Source organism: Mesobacillus jeotgali, assembly GCF_014856545.2.
In the GTDB taxonomy this organism is placed as follows: Bacteria; Bacillota; Bacilli; order Bacillales; family Cytobacillaceae; genus Mesobacillus.
The window spans coordinates 4792877-4814455 of record NZ_CP109811.1; the positions used below are offsets into that span (position 1 = coordinate 4792877).

At 39.6% G+C, this 21579-nt stretch carries 19 protein-coding genes and 3 tRNA genes; 5 read left to right on the plus strand and 17 right to left on the minus strand.

What is annotated here, in order from left to right:
* Positions 1-149: 149 nt before the first annotated feature.
* From FOF60_RS24150 to FOF60_RS24165, 4 genes are all read left to right on the plus strand, one after another.
* On the plus strand, positions 150-350 hold the full coding sequence (locus tag FOF60_RS24150) for a helix-turn-helix domain-containing protein (RefSeq protein ID WP_192472708.1): 201 nt from the start codon (positions 150-152) through the stop codon (positions 348-350).
* A 178-nt stretch (positions 351-528) separates the two neighbouring features.
* A complete protein-coding gene (locus FOF60_RS24155; RefSeq protein WP_264647621.1) occupies positions 529-1884 on the plus strand; it encodes a hypothetical protein in 1356 nt (451 codons plus the stop codon).
* A 276-nt stretch (positions 1885-2160) separates the two neighbouring features.
* Entirely contained in the window at positions 2161-2367 is a 207-nt protein-coding gene (locus FOF60_RS24160; RefSeq protein ID WP_192472710.1) for a hypothetical protein, read from the plus strand.
* 261 nt (positions 2368-2628) lie between these two features.
* Positions 2629-2856, plus strand: coding sequence for an HTH-like domain-containing protein (locus tag FOF60_RS24165; protein WP_192472711.1), 228 nt, complete (start codon positions 2629-2631; stop codon positions 2854-2856).
* A gap of 144 nt (positions 2857-3000) precedes the next feature.
* Here FOF60_RS24165 and FOF60_RS24170 read toward each other — a convergent pair whose 3' ends face one another.
* Positions 3001-4146, minus strand: coding sequence for a phospholipase D family protein (locus FOF60_RS24170; protein WP_264647622.1), 1146 nt, complete (start codon positions 4144-4146; stop codon positions 3001-3003).
* A 148-nt stretch (positions 4147-4294) separates the two neighbouring features.
* Here FOF60_RS24170 and FOF60_RS24175 point away from each other — a divergent pair, with 148 nt between their 5' ends.
* Entirely contained in the window at positions 4295-5101 is an 807-nt protein-coding gene (locus FOF60_RS24175) for a hypothetical protein (protein ID WP_192472713.1), read from the plus strand.
* Positions 5102-5224: 123 nt separating this feature from the next.
* Here FOF60_RS24175 and rlmH read toward each other — a convergent pair whose 3' ends face one another.
* From rlmH to FOF60_RS24255, 16 genes are all read right to left on the minus strand, one after another.
* Positions 5225-5704 (minus strand): 23S rRNA (pseudouridine(1915)-N(3))-methyltransferase RlmH, encoded by a 480-nt coding sequence (gene rlmH, locus FOF60_RS24180; protein ID WP_192472714.1) that lies wholly within the window; start codon positions 5702-5704, stop codon positions 5225-5227.
* An 89-nt stretch (positions 5705-5793) separates the two neighbouring features.
* A complete protein-coding gene (locus FOF60_RS24185) occupies positions 5794-5964 on the minus strand; it encodes a CxxH/CxxC protein (RefSeq protein ID WP_413632784.1) in 171 nt (56 codons plus the stop codon).
* Between the two features lie 335 nt (positions 5965-6299).
* The gene (locus FOF60_RS24190; protein WP_192472715.1) at positions 6300-7532 is read right to left on the minus strand and encodes a S1C family serine protease; all 1233 of its coding nucleotides are present in this window, start codon (positions 7530-7532) and stop codon (positions 6300-6302) included.
* A 183-nt stretch (positions 7533-7715) separates the two neighbouring features.
* Positions 7716-8510 carry an MBL fold metallo-hydrolase gene (locus FOF60_RS24195; protein ID WP_192472716.1) on the minus strand — a complete coding sequence of 265 codons (795 nt, stop codon included), beginning with the start codon at positions 8508-8510 and terminating at the stop codon, positions 7716-7718.
* A gap of 6 nt (positions 8511-8516) precedes the next feature.
* Positions 8517-9311, minus strand: coding sequence for a two-component system regulatory protein YycI (locus FOF60_RS24200; protein ID WP_192472717.1), 795 nt, complete (start codon positions 9309-9311; stop codon positions 8517-8519).
* Entirely contained in the window at positions 9298-10611 is a 1314-nt protein-coding gene (locus FOF60_RS24205) for a YycH family regulatory protein (protein ID WP_192472718.1), read from the minus strand. Before FOF60_RS24205 ends, FOF60_RS24200 begins: the two co-directional genes overlap by 14 nt.
* Positions 10608-12428, minus strand: a complete 1821-nt coding sequence (gene walK, locus FOF60_RS24210) for a cell wall metabolism sensor histidine kinase WalK (protein ID WP_192472719.1) — start codon at positions 12426-12428, stop codon at positions 10608-10610. The genes FOF60_RS24205 and walK overlap by 4 nt, the downstream gene beginning before the upstream one ends.
* Before the next feature lie 8 nt (positions 12429-12436).
* Positions 12437-13147: a response regulator YycF gene (gene yycF, locus FOF60_RS24215; RefSeq protein WP_192472720.1), complete on the minus strand. Its 711-nt coding sequence runs from the start codon at positions 13145-13147 to the stop codon at positions 12437-12439.
* Between the two features lie 283 nt (positions 13148-13430).
* A complete protein-coding gene (locus tag FOF60_RS24220) occupies positions 13431-14909 on the minus strand; it encodes a M23 family metallopeptidase (protein WP_192472721.1) in 1479 nt (492 codons plus the stop codon).
* Between the two features lie 382 nt (positions 14910-15291).
* A tRNA-Phe gene (locus tag FOF60_RS24225) sits at positions 15292-15364 on the minus strand.
* 297 nt (positions 15365-15661) lie between these two features.
* Positions 15662-15733: transfer RNA gene (locus tag FOF60_RS24230), tRNA-Glu, on the minus strand.
* A gap of 40 nt (positions 15734-15773) precedes the next feature.
* Positions 15774-15849: transfer RNA gene (locus FOF60_RS24235), tRNA-Lys, on the minus strand.
* A 319-nt stretch (positions 15850-16168) separates the two neighbouring features.
* Positions 16169-17458 carry an adenylosuccinate synthase gene (locus FOF60_RS24240; RefSeq protein ID WP_192472722.1) on the minus strand — a complete coding sequence of 430 codons (1290 nt, stop codon included), beginning with the start codon at positions 17456-17458 and terminating at the stop codon, positions 16169-16171.
* A gap of 215 nt (positions 17459-17673) precedes the next feature.
* A complete protein-coding gene (gene dnaB / locus FOF60_RS24245) occupies positions 17674-19038 on the minus strand; it encodes a replicative DNA helicase (protein WP_192472723.1) in 1365 nt (454 codons plus the stop codon).
* Between the two features lie 121 nt (positions 19039-19159).
* On the minus strand, positions 19160-19609 hold the full coding sequence (gene rplI, locus FOF60_RS24250; RefSeq protein WP_192472724.1) for a 50S ribosomal protein L9: 450 nt from the start codon (positions 19607-19609) through the stop codon (positions 19160-19162).
* Positions 19606-21579 carry a DHH family phosphoesterase gene (locus tag FOF60_RS24255; protein ID WP_192472725.1) on the minus strand — a complete coding sequence of 658 codons (1974 nt, stop codon included), beginning with the start codon at positions 21577-21579 and terminating at the stop codon, positions 19606-19608. The genes rplI and FOF60_RS24255 overlap by 4 nt, the downstream gene beginning before the upstream one ends.

Here is a 21579-nt window from a genome sequence, read left to right on the forward strand (position 1 = left end):
GATAATGCAAATTTTTTTAAAACAAATTTGCATCATCAACTATATTCACCTTTTTAAATATATTGTGTTACTCTGAGAGGTTAATGAAGAGCAATAGTAATCAAATATAATGAACATAAATATAAAAAGAAGCATAGGAGGTTCTATGTATGTATGATATCGAAAATGAAATTCTAACTGTTGAGGATTTAATGGAAATACTTTATGTGGGAAGAAACTATGCCTATAAGCTTTTAAATTCTGGTTCTATTAAGGGATTCAAAATTGGCAGGACATGGAGGATACCGAAGTCATCAATAGAAGAGTTTATAATTAATAGCTGTAAATCACTGAATAAGCAATATAAATAACTACTGTTCTGGCTGTTCTGGGTGTTCTATCTATTCTTCTTTCTTTAGTAAAAAGAAAATAATAAAATAAAACAGGTAGCATGTTCCATTTTATATCTTAAAGATATTGTGAATTAGGGTGAACAGCTAGAACAGACCGAACCAAATAAAAATATAGAAAGAACCTAAAGGTGAGTAGATGAAAAACTTTAATGATCAATTACAAGAAATAATTGATAGATTGAATCCAGCCTTTCAGCATTTACAAGAAAACGAAAAAACCTGTACTTCAGACCTTATATCCAACTTACTAGGAATAAACTGTAAAAGGACAAACAGTGTTCAAGATATAATTAACAGTATCTATTTTGAAGGTGTAACTTTCGACTTTTTTAATTTAATACTCTCAAAGTTGAGTATTTCTCCCATCCTAGAAAAAGAAACTTCAATTGGATATACACCATACCGTTTTTTTAATAACAAATCGGAAATTAACTATGTTCCGATTAATCCATCTAAACGAAAAATGGCTAAATTTCGTAAGTATCTAATTGAAGATTTAAGGATGTTATTACTAAAAGATGCTGTTTTAAATTTGGTTGCAAATTATTCTAAAAAAATTTATGGTGATCATGAAGAAAGGTTGTTTCTTGATTATGCAAATTTTCAAGAGAGAGTTCTTAAACTCGCATATAGGCTAGATTTTGATGAAAACAAGCTTAGAGGCATAAAAACAACAATTAAGCAGTATAGTGAATTTATTCATTTCAAAGCACCTAAAGTCTCATTTCCTTTGATGGCTTACGCTTTGTGTAAATCATATGATGATTTGCCTATCCATAACAAAAGAAGCAAGTTCTACTTAGTTAGAGGAAAAAACATGGCATTAAAAACTCCAGGAAGAAATATTTACGAAGCGGAAACTGTATTAGATGGTGCTCAAAAAACCTTTAAGGGATTCAGTAAATACTTAAATGATTATTGCAGCAGTTACTATCCAACAAATGAATCATTATCTATATTTTTATTTAACGAAGTTACAAAGTTACTTGATTTACACATGTTGTTTGTGGACTTTCATACGAGAGCAATTGGTCAAAAATATGATGATTCTAAGGAAGCAAAACTTCAGTTAGATGGACATTTTGAATCATTTTCAAAGTTAAGCTTAATTAAACCCCTTGGATTAAAGTGTTATCTTATTAATACTCTTATTGAAAAAAATATTTATTCAGATACTACTTTATGGTTAGCCTTGAATAACCTATGCACTATTATGACTATTTATATTTGTTGTGTTATTGAGGAGAATAAACTTGTAGAGGAACACGATGCTATTAGCATGGATCACTACTTATATAAACACTTACATGAAGAAGAGCCGTATGACATTGATTGGATCATAAATACATTGAGTATTTATGATATAGACAGTCCTGAATTAAAGGCAGCATATTTTTATGCTTATAAGAATTTATATAAGACAACCTTCCAAAATAAAAAAATAAATATACTTATGAAAATTATTAAATCATTTAGTGTGTTCCTTATATGATCCTAGACTCACTAGTGGACTGTCTATCAGCATAGACATCAAGATAATAATATATATATGACAATCACGTCTTTACCTTTATAGAATAAATATAAAAATTGGTCAACTTCATTAGAGTTGACCAATTGTATTTTGCAATTAAAAATGGTGTTTTTGGCAGTATGTTTTTTGAATGTAAAAAAGGTTACTGTGTTCACAAATGAAACCCTTTGATATAATGCGGATAGAATGAAAAATACGAATTACATTAATAATTTTTTTGAGGAGGGAATTTTGATGATACATACGAAAACGCCTGCAGGAACTTACGATGAGAATGATTATTGGACTGTTTCATACATTGACACTCGATCAGACAATCCTGATGATTACAAAGAAGTAGTTCGTGAGTATGGTGATTGTGATAATGCTTACGAAGATTATTGCTATTATAAAAATAAATGGTGGGCAAAAGACTGCAGATATGAGCACCATAGAAGATAAACCGAACTATAAAGAAAATTTCCGATAAGATTGGAGTATAAATTCCAGTTTATCGGTGAGCTTGATTTGAAAGTACATAAAGACATTTCGGTGTCTTTTTTTATTTCATCGCCTATTTTTCCACTCAGACCTTATTATTATGTCTTCCACTAACCGCTCCCTTATCTACAATAAGAATTATCTTTATGGTTTTGAAAGGAATTTATAGCTCATTGTAGAATTTTATAATTTAAAATTTAAAATAGATTGGAGCATCTCATTATGTCCATCACTGAACTAGGAGATATTTTAAGAAAAATGTACACTAATGCACCAGATAAAGAGCAGGCCACTTTTATACATCTTTTTGGAATTAAATATGGAGAGCTAATTTTAAAAAATAACTATAGTGCATCTGAAATTGTAAAAGCGTCTGGAATAAATGATTCTTATAAAACTGAAGTTAGGAAAGGTATTAACCTTTCGAAATACGTTATTTCTAAAATTTAGTTATATGAAAAATAAGTAACTAGCCTAGCAAAATATTGCTAGGCTATTTCTTTAGAGGTTTTCAAAGTGTCTAAATAACATCTACTCCGTGAATTTTAAACAATGACTCTAATCGCTGCATAATGTAATCTTCTGCTTTTTTGGTTATTTGTATATGTGACTTTTGCTGTGTGTATATATTATCTTATTAAAGTTATCTTTATGATTAGGATATAAATCTGTATTTAGCTCTCTGGCAAGTTCTCTTAGTGAAATACCATACTTTATAGGACCTTTTAAAAATCGACCTTCCTCCAACTCAACAAAATATGGATATCTTCCATGATCAACTGTATTAAAAGGAGCATTTCCGTGAATAACATTTTCCTTTTTATAACCTGATGTTCTTGCATATCCGACTATAATAGGAGTTCCATTACCATCAATATCATTAGTAACCATTGTCATAAATAAAGTTTGCCCACTTTTTATACCAGAAGGCGCTTTTGGGAAAAAAGTACGTTTAAAATGCTCCTTTCTTCTCCTTTCTAGAAAGGTTAGATTATTTGGAATACGATTTTCACTGTTACCTTCAAACTTTAGCCAAATTCCTGTATTTTGCTCCCTTATCTTTTCTTCCAAACCTTTACTATTTAGTATTTCTTCAATAAAGTCTGAGATGCTACCTTCTTTGGGTTGGGAGTCATGGGAAGGCAGTTTTGCACCCCATTTTACAGGATTAGGTTGATTAACTACTGGGAAGGAGTTTTTACCAGGTTTCTTTTGATCAAAAGCTCTTTGGGCAACAATCTTATCACATATTCTTTTTTCCTCTGCAATCTTCTCTTTTGTTACTATCCAATCTCCTGACTCCTTTATCTCGCTTAGTAAACATTCAAAGTAATTAATACATTCTTCACTAAATAGTATTTCGTCTTCCATAAAAATTCCAAACTCATGATTCTTATAAAATCCATTAAAAGTAAAGTTAGCAGATCCCATGATTACGGATTCCTTATCGAATATATAGAGTTTAGTATGAAGTTCTTGTAGAGCATATACATTTACTCCAGCATTAATGAGAAGTTCTAATCCAGTAATACTACTTGCTCTATTAATAAAATCTTCTCTGTCGAATCGTGTTATTAATGTACATTCAACTTTATTGTCAAGATCTCCAATATTCTCTGTTAATGCTTTTGCTGTTTTAAATCCAATAAAGGGTGAAATTATTCGAACTTGCTGCTGAGCAGAATCTAATAACGAAAAGAATGTCAACCCAAAATCTTTGTCTAAAAAGCTAATTGACACAATGATCTCCTCCCCATTTTATCAAGTTATTAAAAGAAATATTTTACATTTTAATCTTAGCATAATTTATTTTGCTTTTGCAATATTTGTTTTGCTGTTGTATATTTTTAATTAGCAAGCAAAGCCAAAATATTTTAGGAGGAATTTCATGAGTAGAATTGAGTATCATCTTGATCGTATAGCTACTGCCCTTGAATCTATTTCTAAAAACCTAAGTGTATCATCACAAGCAGAAAAAAAGTTTGAGAATGAAATGCACTCAATAACTAATTCTGAAGCTAATTTTATTACACATTCACCCATGTTGCCTGAGGAAGAATTTTTTATAAACACTACTAACATTTATTTAGATGAAACTAAACGTAAGTTTGATGAGGGACTTCAAAGGAAAAGTGCAGTAAAAGTTTCTCAAAATCTTATACCAATGCAAATTGGTTTTCTTGAAAGATACTTATCGGGTTTTACAGTACATGAACATTCGAACGCAGTATTAGTTATTAAGCGAGAGGAAACTCCTAAAGCACTTTTTAGGTTCTATACTGATTTAGGGTTCCATAGAGCTGACCACTGGAAAAAAGATATATCTAGTATTCTTAGAATTGCAACTGAACTTAATATACCTCATAAGCAAATTTATCTTATTGTAACTTCAAACCTTAATGGACTTGATAATAACCATGTTTGTTCATTATTAGATATTAAAATAAGTAATAAAGAAATACTTGACCCCTCTAATCAAGAAAAACTGGAGGAATATGATAAATTATATATTCAATCCTTTGGAGATATCCTCCCTAACCCAAGTAACCAAATATATTTTTTAACTGGAGCACTACATCCTAACGTTGTGGCTGAGGATATTTTTACAAATAGAAACATGCCAGTTAATTTAAAAGAATACCCATGGATAACAACTCCTCTATTCAGCATTTTTAATAAAATACAACAATTGTGACATATTAGCTTATAAATAGAAACAAAAAGGAGAAGGGAAATCACCATTAGATGATTTCCCTTCTTACTTTTTTAAGTGATCTTTTTTCTTTAAATAAAACTCTTTATTTAGATAAGTTTACCGTTATTTATGGTACGGTTCCCCACGGTTTATCCTGTAAGCCCGATAAATTTGCTCAACGAGGATCAGCCGCATCAGCTGGTGCGGGAAGGTCATCTTCGAAAAGCTTAGCTGTTCATCTGCCCTCTTTAGGACTTCATCACTCAGTCCCAGAGATCCTCCGATAACGAAAGCGACTTTGCTTTTTCCGTACGTCGCCAGTTTATCGAGGGTATCTGCGAGCTCTTCTGATGATTTGAGTTTTCCATTAATAGCTAAAGCGATAACAAATGTATCCTGGCCAATTTTCGCGAGTATCCGTTCGCCTTCTTTTTGTTTGACCTGGATCATTTCAGTATCGCTTAATTCCTCAGGTGCTTTTTCATCAGGCACCTCGATGACCTCCACTTTTGCATAGCTTCCCAGCCGTTTTAAATATTCCTCAATACCTTGTTTCAGGTATTTTTCTTTCAATTTGCCAACCGTCACGATTGAGATATTCACAGTCATCCCCACTTTACAAACAGTTTACGAACAACTTATCAACAGAAGTTATCCACATATTCACATCGATATCCACATTTAGTAGGCGATCATTCGTTCGCCACAATATATATAGCAGGTTGTCCACAGTATCCACAGACAAACTCGGACTTATCAACAGCTTCCAACTTTGTTAATTGAGGTGCAGTTTCAAACTCATCGACCGCTTCATCCAGCGCCAATTCTACATGTTCACCGCAGCAATACTTCATAAAACTCATCCTTTCGGCTTCTTTTTATATCATTATCATTTGCTTAAATTGACTTTTAAATTTATCCACAATGACCATTTTAACATACGAAAAGCGCAAGCGCCTTGGTCAGCCCCGACAAGCACTGGAGGGCCTGACAGTGAAGTCGTTCTTTGACTTCATTGGCAGGACCGAAGTGTCTCGAGCTGCTCAAAGCTAACGCTTCTCGCAAGATACTCACGGATGTCCTTTCAGGGATGAAAACTGGCTAGGCGCTGTAGCTAGACACTATTCTTAATACAAAATTTATACTTCTTATTAAAAAAAACAGGAAGCATTCCGCCTCCTGTCATGTTCTATAACTCTTATAGTGTTTCTCCGCCGAGTTTCATTGTCGTTTCTTCTAACTGGCCATTTCGATAATATTTGATTTGCATCTCATCGCCAACCTTCTTTTTATTGTAAAGGTGCTTGCGAAGATCAACAACATCCCGGATTTCCTCGCCATCCATTTCAATAATGACGTCATACTCCTTTAATCCTGCCTGTGCCGCTGGTGAATTTGGCTGTACGCCTCTGATAGCGACACCATAGTTCACATCCTTAGGAAGCTTCAGGGTGTTCTGCTGGTGGTAAGAGGAAATTTCATTGACTGATGCCAACTCCACGCCCATGAATGGCCGCTGTACTTCCCCTGTCTTCTCAAGATCTTCGATGATTGGCGCAGCGTAATTGATTGGAATAGATAAACCGATTCCTTCTACAGCACTCTGAGCAATTTTCATCGAGTTAATGCCCACCACCTGGCCATCGATATTAATCAAAGCTCCTCCACTATTTCCAGGGTTAATGGCTGCGTCTGTCTGTAAAACTTCTGCCTGCCAATCGGGCGTTCCGTCCTGATTGATATCGACTGGAATCGCCCGTTCTAAACCAGAGATAATTCCCTGCGTAACGGATCCCGAAAAAGTAAGTCCGAGCGGGTTACCGATTGCGATAACTGGTTCACCTGGTTTCAAGTTGTCAGAGTTACCGAATTCAGCAACGACTTTTATCTTGTCGGCGGGGACTTCCAATACAGCCAGGTCAGTCCAGATATCGCTTCCTAAAAGCTTGGCAGGTATCTTCGTTCCGTCTATCAGGCTGACCTCAAGTTCGGAGGCTTCCGCCACAACATGATGGTTTGTGACAATATAGGCTTTGTCACCTTCCTTTTTATAAACCACGCCAGATCCTGTGCCGCCTGATTCCTGGGATTGCCCCCAGAAGCTTGTACTTTCCTGGATATTCGTAATCCCTACTACTGCATCTCCTGCCTTGTCAACTGCTTCAGTGATTTGCGAGTAAACATCAATCGATACATTTTTCTTAGTTGTATTGCCTGCTTCGCTTTCTTCAGCAGGCTCTTCATCTGTTACTGCTGTTTGATTTTTAGGTTCTATGTCATATGGCAGCACATCCAAGTTAGATAATAAGGGAATCGAGAAGATCACCAATAATGCACCTATGACTGCGCCTGCCAGGCTGGCCCAGAAGCCGCCCTTCCTGCTATTTTGCGGTTTATACCGGCTTTGATAATCTTGATCATAATAACCCAATGTCCACCAATCCTTTCATTGACCAATAGAAATGCTAGTTATTTTTATATAGATTATTATACTATCAGTAACGAAAATTTCTAAATCATAAGCCCTTCTATTCACCTGGAAATTAAAAAGGAGCAAAGGCATTCTCAGAATGCCTTCACTCCTTTACCTATAAATTCATTGCCCATAAACAAGTTAAATGGCTGTCAAAGGGGTTGGGGTCTTTGGATCTGTATCAAGCAAATCGAACTGCTCCCCTACTAAGATGCCTTTGCCTTCCAGTGTTTGGGTGACTGACATCCTTGCAAGGTCCTTCATATTGTTATCTGTGCTTAAATGAGCCAGATAAATCCGTTTTGTATTGTCCCCTGCCACTTCGCTCATGGCGACAGCTGCATCCTCATTCGAGACATGGCCATAATCGCTAAGGATCCGGCGCTTGACGCTCCATGGATATCTTCCCATTCTCAGCATCTGGACATCATGGTTGCTTTCAAACACATAGGCATCAGCATTGGATATGATTCCTTTCATCCGGTCGCTGACATAGCCTGTGTCTGTGATAAGCACCAGCTTTTTGCCTTCTTTATGGAATACGTAGAACATCGGCTCGGCCGCGTCATGTGAGACACCGAAGGATTCGATATCCAGGCCGCCGAAGGTTTTTACGGTTTCCATTTCAAAAGAGAATTTCTGCTCAAGCGGGACTTCCCCAATCAAGCCGTCCATCGCTTTCCATGTTTTTTCATTCGCATAGATTGGCAGCTTATACTTACGGGCAACGATTCCTATGCCTTTTATATGATCGCTATGTTCATGCGTCACTAATATACCTGAGAGGTCCTTCATATCACGGCCAATTTGCTTGAATAATGTATCCATCTGTTTGCCGCTCAATCCGGCATCCACTAAAAAGGATTGGCCCTCCGTCTCCACATAGATCGCATTTCCCGTACTCCCGCTGGCGAGAACACTAAAATGCAAACTCATATCTCTTCACTCCGTCATTTTATTTTCTCCGTCAGACAACGGGATGACCCGGCCTTCGAATGCATGTACAAAAAGGTTCTCCTTGCCATTAACTTCAACTCTCCACGTCGGTGTCACGACATGTGATGCAGTCAGTGAAACAAGAGTGGAATATCCTAATTTAAAATCGGTTATTTCACTCTTCGGCTTGATCAATCCTTTTTTATATAGAGTTTCCAGTGCCCTTAGTGGCGGCAGCAATTCTTCTGCATCCGAGAGCTCACTGATGATCTCCACATACGTTTGCTTATACGAAGTCACTTCATTATTTTCATTGAAATAGAACGTCAATTTCGCATTGCTGTTATAGTAAAATGTCTTATTGTCATGTTCTTGGTAATAAGTGATCGTTTTTTCCTCATCATTCTTATTCCAGAACTTATACTGTTCACCAGCGAAAATATTCGTTTTTATAAAATCGGACAGCTCAGCCGGCTGGAACTTGCTCGTTAATTTAAACGGCTTTTCCAGCTTAGCTTCGATAGAAGTCCCATCCCCAAGGCTGACTGTCTGTCCTTTGATCTTTGCCATTTCCTCGGTTGTGAAAGTTTTTGTCCTGACACTCAGATACTGTTCTTTCTTTTTGATATCAGGAAGTTCAACATAGGTGATATCATCATTCTTCAGTTTTTCCTCCAGGGTCGCTTCCTTTGGGATCTCATACTGGGCAGCATCCCTCGTATTCATGAACTGATATACAAGATAGACATCGAGGACGAGGAACGTAAGAATAAAGATTGTCTTGATCCTACTCCAATCCATTATTCAATTCCTCCTCCCAGATCAGCTGCCTCCACTGCTGATCATATAAATAGAACCAGCCTGGCTCCAACAGGATCAAAGAATTTTCAGGTCCCTGGGTCATGTAATAGCCTGGCATAAGGTTTTGCAGCAGCTCCAGCTTAAAATCCTTCTTGCTTTGCAGGTATTCCAGCGCTTCATATCCAGACGGCAATGTCTTTGTAACGACTTCCGGATTCAACGGCAGCTCTAGATGGAATCCAGGGCGTACATATCTGCTGATTTCCGATTGTCTCCATTGTTGATAAATCTCGGACATTCCTATCTGGTTGAACACAGGATATCCTTCCTTGCTGTAAAGGCGGAATAGAACATTCTGGTTAAAATCATCCTTATAAACATAACGGTAAGTCTCCGTCCAGCCGCCATGACTATTCACGAACTCAATGCTTTTCTGTAAAACATTGTTCGTGCCGATAACCGAATCACCGGACCGGACCGGATTCACGTAGTTGATCATATTGGTTTGCGTATCCACGATCATTTTGCTGGCATCATCGGTGTATTCCTCCACGCCATCAACCATGCTGCGCTGTACAAAGCTCGGATCCGCGAATAGCGCATCCTTGAATTTTTCTGAATCCAATGGATTTTGGTAATAGGTATGCATCACCATATTCACTTCTTCGGTTGGCAGATAGATCTTCCTAATGTCTGAAACTGTATATAGGAAATATGGTGTCAGCCTTCTTGAAGAATCATAGTATTTTTTTGTAAAACTATTTATATAGGAAGGACTGACATTGCTGACATAGACTTCCTGGTTTTTTTGCGAGTAAAAATAGACAATCCCCTCTTGTTTCTGCTCTGTTTCTGAATTGATAATGATCCGGTCAAAATCAAACTTCGGGATATCCTTCTCGTCAATATTCAATACTCTTTTATAGAGTTCAATTGGTACTTCATCTGGAAAAATAATCTCGGTATTGTCTCCCTGGGCTATTTTTTCATTAAATTCACTGATCCGCCCGGGATACTGTTCCATATCAAAGTACTTCCATTTCGAAATGACACCAATGATATTATCAATATAGCCATTGTCTACAGAGCCAAACTGTTTACCGCCTGCATGATAAATAATCTGGTGCGGCTTAACGATTTTCTTAAGTTCCTTCTGTGTAGCAATATTGACTTCCTCAACTGTTTTTTGATTATTGACTAACTCATAATCCGGCTGGTAATTCCAAATATTCCAGGTTAAGAAACCACTCAGAGCAACGAGAAATGCTAAAATAACAGATTTTATATTTTCATATGTCATGACCAATCATCCTCTGCACTCCGGTCATAAGGAAGAGTAAATTGAACGGTTGTTCCTTTGCCTTCTACACTTTCCGCCCAAATTCTACCGCCATGGGCATTGACCATTTCCTTGGCAATTGCCAGTCCGAGACCTGTTCCCCCAAGTTTTCTGGTCCTGGCTTTATCGACACGGTAAAAACGGTCGAAAATTTTATCAAGATTATCTTTCGGGATGCCAACACCTTCGTCAGAGATGCTCGCAACAATCTGGTCATCCAGCTCTTTCACTCTGAATGTGATCGTCCCGCCCTCTGGAGAATACTTCATCGCATTAGAAATGATATTGTCGAGTACTTGCGTGATTTTATCTTCATCTATTTCTACGAAAATCGCATCCTCTGTGATTTCCCTTTTGAAAGAAACATTTTGTTCCTTTGTCATTTCGAATCGGTCAATGATCCTGTTAAAAAAGACCGGGAAGTTGACCCATTCCTTTGAAAGGCGATAATCCACACTATCCAGCTTTGAAAGCTGCAGCAAATCGTTAACAAGCCGGATCATCCGCTCCGTTTCACCTCTGGTAGTCTCAAGGAAGTTTGGAGCGATTTCCTCATCTCGCCATGCTCCTTCCGCTAACGCCTCAAGATAGCTGCGCATCGTTGTCAGCGGAGTCCGTAGTTCATGGGAAACATTCGCAACGAATTCACGTCTCTCCATATCAATTTTTTCTTGTTCTGTAATATCGTACAGGACAGCAATCAATCCATTCACAAAGCCGCTTTCCTTTTGAATTACAGAAAAGTTTGCCCGAAGGATAAATGGCTTGCTTTTGGTGCTGTAATCAAGGACGATCGAGTCCTTCTCCTGCAGTAAATCTTCGAAAGTATAATTTTCATCCAGACCGAGTACCGAAACCAACGGCTGGGACAGCACTGTTTCACGTGGAACACCCAGCATTTGTGTGGCAGGGTCATTGATTAGGATGATGCGGCCTTTTCGGTCGGTAGAAATGACACCATCTGTCATGTAGGAAATGACCGAGGAAAGCTTTCTTTTCTCTCCTTCAGTTGTTGCCTGTGCCTCTTGCAATTTTTTTGTCAGATTATTGAAAGTGATCGCAAGTTGGCCAATCTCATCATATCCATAAACTTTTACCTTCCTGGAAAAATTGCCGCGCGTCATGGCCAGCGCCTGTTTGCGCATATCCGATATCGGCCTCGTGATCGTCTGTGCCAGCAATACGCCCAAAATGGCTGTAAAAATCAGGGCAATGGCTGTTCCTGTAGCCAGGATTTTATTAATATCATTCATCTGTTTAAATATATCCTCGATCTGGGCTACAAGATAAACAGCACCGATTGCTTCACTGTTATGCATGATAGGTGTGGATAGTACCCAAACCCTGTCATTACCTTTCAACTGGATGCCATCTTCATCTTCTTCAAAGATGATCGAACGCTTGATTTTGACATCAGGCGTCCTCTGTCCGACCATCCCCTGATTACTAGAGCTTGATGTACCGAGTACTTTGAAGCTGCTCCCGTCAATTACCCTAATTTCAGAAATATCATTGGGTTTATAATCTCTTAAAATCTCCCTGATCGCTTCCTCTTTCGTAGGGTCTTCCTTCCCGCGCTCCTTGACCAGCTCTTCCTGTATATCATAAACCAGCAGGTCCACACGGGATTTTATAGAATCCTGGTAATTCGTCATCAGGGTCGTCTCAAGTTTGCGGACAAAGTAAACTCCGATGATTTGCATGGCAACCAGAATAAGCAGGACATATATAATCACAAATTTAAGATGAATGGATCGAAAGAAACCTACCTTTTTCATCCCTGTCCTTACTCCTGCTCAGAATTTCTCAAATAGTATCCTACTCCTCGTCTTGTCACGATCCATGTCGGGTGGCTAGGATTATCCTCAATTTTTTCACGCAGACGTCTTACCGTTACATCTACTGTTCGGACATCTCCGTAGTAGTCATAGCCCCAAACTGTTTGCAGCAAGTGCTCCCGTGTCATGACTTGTCCAATATGCTTGGCAAGATAATGGAGAAGTTCGAATTCACGATGCGTCAATTCGATCGTTTCGCCTCTTTTGGAAACAACATAAGCATCCGGGTGGATCGTCAAGGAGCCAACTGTAATTTCATTGGATTCTTCCTGTTCATCTTCTTTGGTTGCAATCTGCTGATGACGGCGCAGGTTTGCTTTTACCCTGGCAATCAATTCTCTTGTGCTGAATGGCTTCGTGACATAATCATCCGCTCCAAGTTCCAGTCCGAGCACTTTATCAATTTCCGAATCTTTAGCAGTCAGCATGATAATCGGCATCTCGTATTTTTTACGGACCTCACGGCAAACCTCCATGCCATCACGCATCGGAAGCATGATATCCAGCAGGATCAAATCTGGCTGAACTTCCTCCACCATTTCAACTGCCTGATTCCCATCATATGCACAGTAAACATCGTAACCCTCTTTTTTAAGATTGAACTGTAAAATATCTGCAATTGGTTTTTCATCGTCTACTACCAGTATCTTCTTCTCCATACCAATTCTCCTTTTAAGCCAAATTGACAATCATATATGAATAATTCTTCTCTCTTTAAAAAAGCTATCTTATCTATTTTACTTTAAAACAGAGAAAAACTGAATTTATCTGTTATATAACTTCTAATTCTTCTCTTCCCAATTGTACCAATCCTGCCCATAACAATAAACTGACAGGATTATTTCATGTTCAGTATTTTAAAGCTCCTTACTCATCACTTCCAAAAGGCAAAACAACTAATGAAAAAAGTCCCTAGTTTGACTAGAGACTTTTACTTATAGGTTAACGCAATTTAGACAAAGGATCGATAATCTTGCCATTGTGATATACCTCAAAATGAAGATGGATACCGGTGGAATTACCTGTCCTTCCCATGACGCCGATTTTCGAACCGCTAGAGACAGACTGACCTACGCTTACTGAAATAGATGCAAGGTGAGCATACATTGTACGGTAGCCGTTTTGGTGATCGATGATGATTTTATTGCCATATCCATCGCCCCTGTTACCAGCGTATACGACTCTTCCATTATCAGCAGCCTTGATTGTATAGTTGCTCGGCCTAGCGATATCGATTCCTTTATGCATCCTGCTCCAACGATACCCCTGGCGGCTGGATACATACCCTCCATTTGTCGGCCATACAAAGGTTCCATCTCCACGTGAAGGAACAACCTTTGTACCTTTAATGATGATTTCCTTCACAGGCTCTTCAAGTACAGTTTCCTTGATGACTTCCTTCTTGGTTACTCTGCCATTTTGTTCTGACACTGAATAGGTAACACCATTCATGCCAACTTTACCTTCCTGCTGCTTCTTCGTATCTCCCTTGAACATGGTTGAGTCTTTTTTGACTTCTCTTTCGAAAGGCACTTCTTTTTGTTCGTAAACCTGGCGATTGACAACGACTTCAACGAAAGGCTTCAACACAGTCACATTTAATTCCTGGCCTGGTTTCAGCACAGAGTCTTCAGTAAGGCCTTCATTCAAAGTAAGCAATTCAGCAAGCTTCAGGTTATGTGAATTGGCAATGCTTCCTAACACATCCCCTTCTTTAACCTGGTACTTCTGTTCCTCTAAAGTACCCTTTTTAAAGAGCTGGATAGCTTCCTCTACAGAAAGTACTTTTTCAGGATCAACTTTTTCGTCCGAATGTGAAACTTCTTTAGTTAAATAAACGTCTAATATACGAGTTTCATTTTCTTTTACTTCGGGTACTGGTAGATTAGGAGATTCTTTTCTGCTCTCCACCTCAGCTAGTTCTTCTTCAGTAACATGTTCAAGCTTTAATGCCTTAAGGACTTCTTTTGCAGCTTCAGCATCTTTTACATATGCTACTGGGTTTTCACCAATCACAAGAGCTGACGCATCGGCCTGGACAGTCATCTCGTCTTTAAGCACTTCGATTACTTCACTTGTATTTGCGTTGGCAGCTGAGCTGAACACCTGCTCAGGAATAAAAGATACGTCTAAACCAAGCTCGATATCAAGGTCAGCGTATTCCTGCTTCACGGATGCCAACTTGTCTTCCACCAGCTGTTCTACTTCTGATTTATCTGCTACAGTTCCTACAAATTTATCATTTACATACACATAATACACGGTTGTTAAGTCAGACTCAGCCGCAAGTGCAGCATTTCCTGCACCAAAAGACAACGCAGCTACAGTTACTGCAGCCATGATCGACTTTTTAATTGCTGGCTTCATCTCTCTAGATGTTTTGCCGGCAAGATTGGACAGCCTATGTTTAAAATTATTCATCCTGATCCTCCTACAACGGTCAAACACTATTAGTCTAGTTCTAAATAACTATAATCTGATAATTGTACCTTTTTACTTTACCATATAATGTATCAATGGGAAGACTAGTCTTCATTATGTAACAAAAATGTATAATAGCTGACATTTAATTACGATTTTTGTCAGTAAAATGGTATTCTGAATCGATATATTTTCCTATCCTAGAAAATGAAAATAAGTAAAAAACCTAGTAATATCAGGGTATTCTCCTACTTTAGGAGGATTATTATTGAAGATTGTTGTTAATAGCAACACAAACATGTTAAAATAGGAAATTCACATTTACATTACAAGAATATTACAAAAAAAGAGAGCATGTCATATGACACGCTCCCTTTTTTAATGGCTCAGGACGGAATCGAACCGCCGACACAAGGATTTTCAGTCCTTTGCTCTACCGACTGAGCTACTGAGCCATGATAATAAGTGATCCCTAAACTTTAATTGGTTTAGGTCCTTTGCTCGAATGACCTTGCGGTCTTTCTCGCAGGTTGCCGCTGAAGCTGAGTCAAAGATGTGAGCAACCTGCTCTACCGACTGAGCTACTGAGCCATGATAATAAGTTGTTCCCTAAACTTTATTTAGCTTAAAACTGTGCTCAAAAAACCTTTCGGTTTTTCTCGCAAGTTGCCGCAGATGCTTATTCGGAGAAGCAAGCAACTGACTGAGCTACTGGGCCAAGATAATACTACTCAATTAGTTATGTAATAAAGTGACCCCTACGGGATTCGAACCCGTGTTACCGCCGTGAAAGGGCGGTGTCTTAACCGCTTGACCAAGGGGCCCTATATAAAGTTGATCTTTTTCGCTGTCGAGAAAAAGACTTGGTGAGCCATGAAGGACTCGAACCTTCGACCCTCTGATTAAAAGTCAGATGCTCTACCGACTGAGCTAATGGCTCGTATTAAAAATTATCACATTTTGTCGAATTAGTGACAACGTTGTTTATATTACCATAGCATTTTGTTGTTTGTATATGTTTTTTTAAATTTTTTTTGCTTTTTTCTTTAAAAATATATTTTTCTTCGCAAACAATGCTCTTATTGTTTAAATTTAATGCTGTTTATCTATCTGGACTCTATAAAAATTGTTTATTTCAGCGAAATCACATAATATTTCCACGAAACAGGAGATTAATTCCGCGAACTGGAAAACAGCTGGTTTATTTTACTAATAATAAAAATCCCCCGCTCTTGAAAGAACGAGGGATTTGTATAAAATTATGATCTCCAAGGGCTGCGCACGACATTTGTCTGAGTGCGGTCCGGTCCGACTGAGAAGATGGACAATGGAATGCCTGTCAGCTGTGAAATCCGTTCTAGATAGTGTCTTGCGTTTTCTGGCAATTCATCGAGTGATTTTACACCTGTGATGTCTTCTGTCCAACCTGGCAGTTCTTCGTATACAGGTTCACATTCTGCCAGTGTCTTGAGGCTAGCCGGAAACTCTTCGATCAACTCGCCTTTGTAGCGATAAGCTACACAAATCTTAAGCGTTTCGATTCCTGTCAAAACATCAATCGAGTTTAAAGATAGATCCGTGATTCCGCTGACACGGCGGGCATGGCGGACGACGACGCTGTCGAACCAGCCGACGCGACGCGGACGGCCTGTAGTAGTGCCATATTCACGGCCGACTTCACGAATCTGGTGACCGATTTCGTTGTCTAGCTCTGTAGGGAACGGGCCATCACCGACACGCGTTGTATATGCTTTAGATACGCCGACAATATGAGTGATTTTCGTCGGGCCTACTCCTGAACCAATTGTCACACCGCCGGCAACTGGGTTAGATGAAGTAACAAACGGATATGTACCCTGGTCGATGTCGAGCATGACTCCCTGTGCTCCTTCAAACAGCACTCGGCGTCCTTCGTCCAACGCATCGTTCAGCACGACGGATGTATCGACAACATAATCCTTGATTTGCTGTCCATATTCAAAATACTCATCCAAGATATCTTCAAGCTTGAAGCCTTCTGTTTCGTAAATTCGTTCAAGCAGGCGATTCTTTTCTTCGAGATTTCGGGAAAGCTTTTCCTCAAACACTTCACGGTCCAACAAATCTGCAATCCGGATTCCGGTACGTGCAGCCTTGTCCATATATGCAGGGCCGATTCCCTTCTTGGTCGTTCCAATTTTATTGGCACCCTTGCTTGCTTCTTCCACCTCATCAAGCTTCAAGTGATACGGAAGGATGACATGCGCGCGGTTGCTGATGCGCAGATTGTCTGTCTTAACATCTTTATCGTGAAGATAAGCGAGCTCCTTCACTAACGCTTTTGGATCCACAACCATTCCGTTGCCGATGACGCTGATTTTATCATTATAGAAAATTCCTGATGGAATTAAATGCAATTTATATGTTTCACCATTGAACTTAATTGTATGTCCGGCGTTGTTACCTCCCTGGTAACGGGCAATCACTTCGGCATTTTCTGATAGGAAGTCTGTAATCTTCCCTTTTCCTTCGTCTCCCCATTGTGTCCCTACTACTACTACGGATGACATATAAAAAGCACCTCCAAAGGTATACGGTTATTTTTTTCCGTTCCAAACATATAAAGTTTACCAGTAAACATAACCAAAAGTCAATTAAACACGAACATTAAATTTATATTTCGTTTAATTCGTTCGTGTAAATCCGCATGCTATATGGCCTCCCCAAAGGCTCTGCTAGATTATGGAGATAAAAAAAGAGAATCAACCTATACGGTCAATTCTCATTATGCCCCTGGTGGAGCGTACGATTCGTCATATCGATTCTCAATATTGACGAATTTATTGTATTCTTTTACGAATGCCAGCTTTACGGTTCCTACCGGGCCGTTACGCTGCTTGGCAATGATGATTTCAATGATGTTCTTGTCTTCAGATTCCTTGTCATAGTAGTCATCACGGTAAAGGAAGGCTACGATATCGGCATCCTGCTCGATCGAACCGGATTCACGGATATCTGACATCATCGGACGCTTGTCCTGTCGCTGTTCCACACCACGGGAAAGCTGGGACAACGCGATTACAGGGACCTGCAATTCACGTGCCAGCTGCTTGAGGGAACGGGATATTTCGGATACTTCCTGCTGGCGGTTTTCGCCGGCACGGCCGCTTCCAAGAATCAGTTGCAGGTAGTCAATCATGATCATGCCCAACCCTTGTTCCTGCTTTAAGCGGCGGCATTTTGACCTGATATCAGTAATTTTGACACCTGGAGTATCATCAATGAAAATCCCTGCATTCGACAGGCTTCCCATTGCCATGGTCAACTTGCCCCAGTCTTCATCATTCAGGGATCCTGTACGCAGCCTCTGGGCATCGATATTTCCTTCAGCACAAAGGACACGCATGACAAGCTGTTCTGCACCCATCTCCAAACTGAAGATCGCGACATTTTCCCCTGTCTTTTTCGCAACGTTCTGAGCGATATTCAAGGCGAAGGCGGTTTTACCAACAGAAGGACGGGCGCCAACGATAATCAAATCATTTCGCTGAAAGCCTGCTGTCATACGGTCAAGCTCGGTGAATCCCGTCTCAAGGCCGGTGATATCCCCTTTTCGGTTATGCATTTCCTCGATATTATCATATGTCCTGACCAGGACATCCTTTATATTATGGAAGGCTCCTCCGCCTTTGCGCTGGGCAACCTCCATGATGTTTTTTTCTGCTTCGGCGAGCAATGCTTCGACTTCATCCTCACGCATATAGCCATCTTCAGCAATGCCTGATGCTGTGCGGATCAGCCTTCTCAACAGTGATTTTTCTTCTACGATTCTAGCATAATACTCTATATTAGCAGCCGTCGGAACGGATGCAGCCAATTCACTTAAATAGCTGACGCCTCCAACATCTTCAATCAGCTTGGATGAGGCCAATTCCTCAGTGACGGTCACCAGGTCGATGGCTTTGCCTTTATCATTCAAATCCAGCATGACATTGAAAATTTTCTGGTGTGCTACACGGTAAAAGTCATCTGGTAATAAAATTTCTGAAGCAAGAGTTAAAGCTGATGGCTCTAAAAATATTGCGCCAAGTACGGCTTGTTCCGCTTCCATGTTTTGCGGCGGAAGTCGATCCGCGAATAATTCACTCATCTGCCAGCCCCCTTACAAAATTGACTCTCTCGTCTAATTGAAAAAAGTGATCAGCAGAACCGATCACCTATTTCTGTAACTATATTATTTTATCATGTTTACGGCTATATGGAACTGTAAATTATTTTCCTTCTTTTACATGGACATTCAAAGTTGCCTGCACATCTTTATGAAGCTTGACTGGAACCTTTGTGTATCCAAGTGTTCGAATTGCATCCGAGAGCTCAATTTTACGCTTATCAAGCTTGATACCGTTGTTTTTTTGCAGTTCATCAGCAATCTGCTTGCTAGTGATTGAGCCGAATAGACGTCCGTCTTCGCCAGATTTCGCAGATAATTCTACTGTAACTTTTTCCAGCTTTTCCTTTAATGCTTTCGCATCTTCAAGCTCCTGCTGAGCCATTTTCTCTTCTTTCTTTTGTTGAGCGCTCAGGGAACTCATAGCGGCCTGATTTGCTTCAACTGCAAGACCCTGTTTAATCAGGAAATTGTGTGCGTAGCCATCTGCCACATTTTTGATTTCGCCTTTTTTACCTTTTCCTTTAACGTCCTTCAAAAAGATTACTTTCATTCTTTTTGTCCCCCTTCTAAATAATCATCTATTGCATTTTGTAAAAGTGTTTCTGCCTCATCCGTAGTTATATCATACATTTGTGTCGCAGCATTGGTTAAATGCCCGCCACCTTCGAGATTTTCCATGATCACCTGGACATTGATGTCGCCAAGCGATCTTGCACTGATGCCAATGGTATCCTCAGATCTTTTTGAGATGACAAATGACGCTGACACTCCATCCATCGTCAACAGTGTATCTGCAGCCTGCGCTATCAACACATGATCGCAGTATACATCGTCCGCGCCTTTTGAGATGACAATGCCATCCCGGTAAAAATAAACATTCTCTATGATTTTCGCTCTTCTGATATACGTATTAATATCTTCTTTTAAAAACTTTTGGACCAAAATGGTGTCCGCACCATGGCTGCGCAGATAGGAAGCAGCATCGAATGTTCGGGCCCCGGTCCTTAGAGTGAAGCTTTTAGTATCTACGATGATTCCCGCCAACAAAGCAGTTGCCTCAAGCATCTGAATTTTACCGTTCTTCGGCTGATATTCCAGTAGCTCTGTCACGAGTTCAGCTGTTGATGAAGCATAAGGCTCCATATAAACGAGCAGAGGATTTTTAATGAATTCCTCTCCCCGGCGATGGTGGTCAATCACGATGACGTTCTCAATCCGATTCAATAGTCTCTCATCAATCACAAGAGATGGTTTATGAGTATCGACAACGACAAGCAATGTGTCATCAGATGCAATTTCATATGCTTGCTCCGGAGAAATGAATCTAGAGTAGAGAGATTCATTATCCTTAATCTCATCCATCAGCCGTTGCACACCTGTATCAATCTCATTTTTATTATAGACAATAAAGCCTTCACGCTTATTCATCTGCGCTACTTTAAGAATCCCTATTGCCGAACCGATGGCGTCCATATCAGGGTTCTTATGTCCCATGATTAAGACCTTGTCACTCTCGACCACCAATTCCTTCAATGCGTGAGAAATGACGCGTGCCCTAACCCTTGTCCGCTTTTCAACAGGATTTGTCTTGCCGCCATAAAACTTAACTTTGCCATTAGGCTGTTTGATTGCCACTTGGTCACCGCCGCGCCCCAAAGCAAGATCCAGGCTGGACTGTGCCTGAGTTCCGAGCTCAGGAAGCGATGAATATCCTGTGCCAACGCCAATGCTCAAAGTTAATGGGACATTTTGCTTCGATGTCGTTTCCCTTACTTCATCAAGGATCGAGAACTTCCCCTTTTCCAGCAGCTGAAGGATATGCTCACTAAAAACAGCGATGAATCTTTCTGAAGAAACCCTTTTAAGGAATACCCCGTTATTGGTCGCCCATTTATTTAAAATGGAAGTGACAAGACTGTTCAAGCTGCTTTTAGTCTGGTCATCCATTCCCTGAGTCAATTCCTCATAGTTATCAAGATAAATGATTGAAATGACCGTGCGCTCATCATGGTACATTTTTTCGATTTCTGCCTGTTCGGTCACATCGAAAAAGTAGAGCAAGCGTTCCTCAGGTTTATGTATCACCCTGAACTTCCGGTCGTGAAGAGTGAGGATATCAGTTTCCACCTCTTGTTTGATCAATGGAATGACTGCATCGGCAACATCATAAAGAGATTTGCCTACAAGAGAGTCTTCATTGAAACATGCAGCTATGAAAGGATTTGTCCACTCAATATAATAGTCATCATTAACCAGCATGATCCCAATGGGCATTTCCATCAGAGCTTCTTCGCCGACTTTTTTTACCCGATAAGACAGCGTGGAAATATACTCTTCCGTTTCTTGTCTTATTTTATGATTCACTTGAAAAATCAAATATATCAACAGGCCAGTGAGAATGAACCCTGCTGCTCCTATAATCCAGTTATAGTAAGACAGAAATCCAATCAGCACCAGTGTTACGGCCATCAATCCATACAATGGATAACGTATTTGCCGCCTCTCTAAATAAGAAGGCAT

Coding starts and splice junctions, on each gene's coding strand:
- rplI (WP_192472724.1), bottom strand. CDS start 19,609: ATGAAAGTAATCTTTTTGAAGGACGTTAAAGGAAAAGGTAAAAAAGGC.
- yycF (WP_192472720.1), bottom strand. CDS start 13,147: ATGGAGAAGAAGATACTGGTAGTAGACGATGAAAAACCAATTGCAGAT.
- FOF60_RS24175 (WP_192472713.1), top strand. CDS start 4,295: ATGAGTAGAATTGAGTATCATCTTGATCGTATAGCTACTGCCCTTGAA.
- walK (WP_192472719.1), bottom strand. CDS start 12,428: ATGAAAAAGGTAGGTTTCTTTCGATCCATTCATCTTAAATTTGTGATT.
- FOF60_RS24165 (WP_192472711.1), top strand. CDS start 2,629: ATGTCCATCACTGAACTAGGAGATATTTTAAGAAAAATGTACACTAAT.
- FOF60_RS24160 (WP_192472710.1), top strand. CDS start 2,161: ATGATACATACGAAAACGCCTGCAGGAACTTACGATGAGAATGATTAT.
- FOF60_RS24195 (WP_192472716.1), bottom strand. CDS start 8,510: ATGAGTTTGCATTTTAGTGTTCTCGCCAGCGGGAGTACGGGAAATGCG.
- FOF60_RS24155 (WP_264647621.1), top strand. CDS start 529: ATGAAAAACTTTAATGATCAATTACAAGAAATAATTGATAGATTGAAT.
- FOF60_RS24240 (WP_192472722.1), bottom strand. CDS start 17,458: ATGTCATCCGTAGTAGTAGTAGGGACACAATGGGGAGACGAAGGAAAA.
- FOF60_RS24150 (WP_192472708.1), top strand. CDS start 150: ATGTATGATATCGAAAATGAAATTCTAACTGTTGAGGATTTAATGGAA.
- dnaB (WP_192472723.1), bottom strand. CDS start 19,038: ATGAGTGAATTATTCGCGGATCGACTTCCGCCGCAAAACATGGAAGCG.
- FOF60_RS24185 (WP_413632784.1), bottom strand. CDS start 5,964: ATGAGTTTTATGAAGTATTGCTGCGGTGAACATGTAGAATTGGCGCTG.
- FOF60_RS24255 (WP_192472725.1), bottom strand. CDS start 21,579: ATGCCTTCTTATTTAGAGAGGCGGCAAATACGTTATCCATTGTATGGA.
- FOF60_RS24220 (WP_192472721.1), bottom strand. CDS start 14,909: ATGAATAATTTTAAACATAGGCTGTCCAATCTTGCCGGCAAAACATCT.
- FOF60_RS24205 (WP_192472718.1), bottom strand. CDS start 10,611: ATGACATATGAAAATATAAAATCTGTTATTTTAGCATTTCTCGTTGCT.
- FOF60_RS24200 (WP_192472717.1), bottom strand. CDS start 9,311: ATGGATTGGAGTAGGATCAAGACAATCTTTATTCTTACGTTCCTCGTC.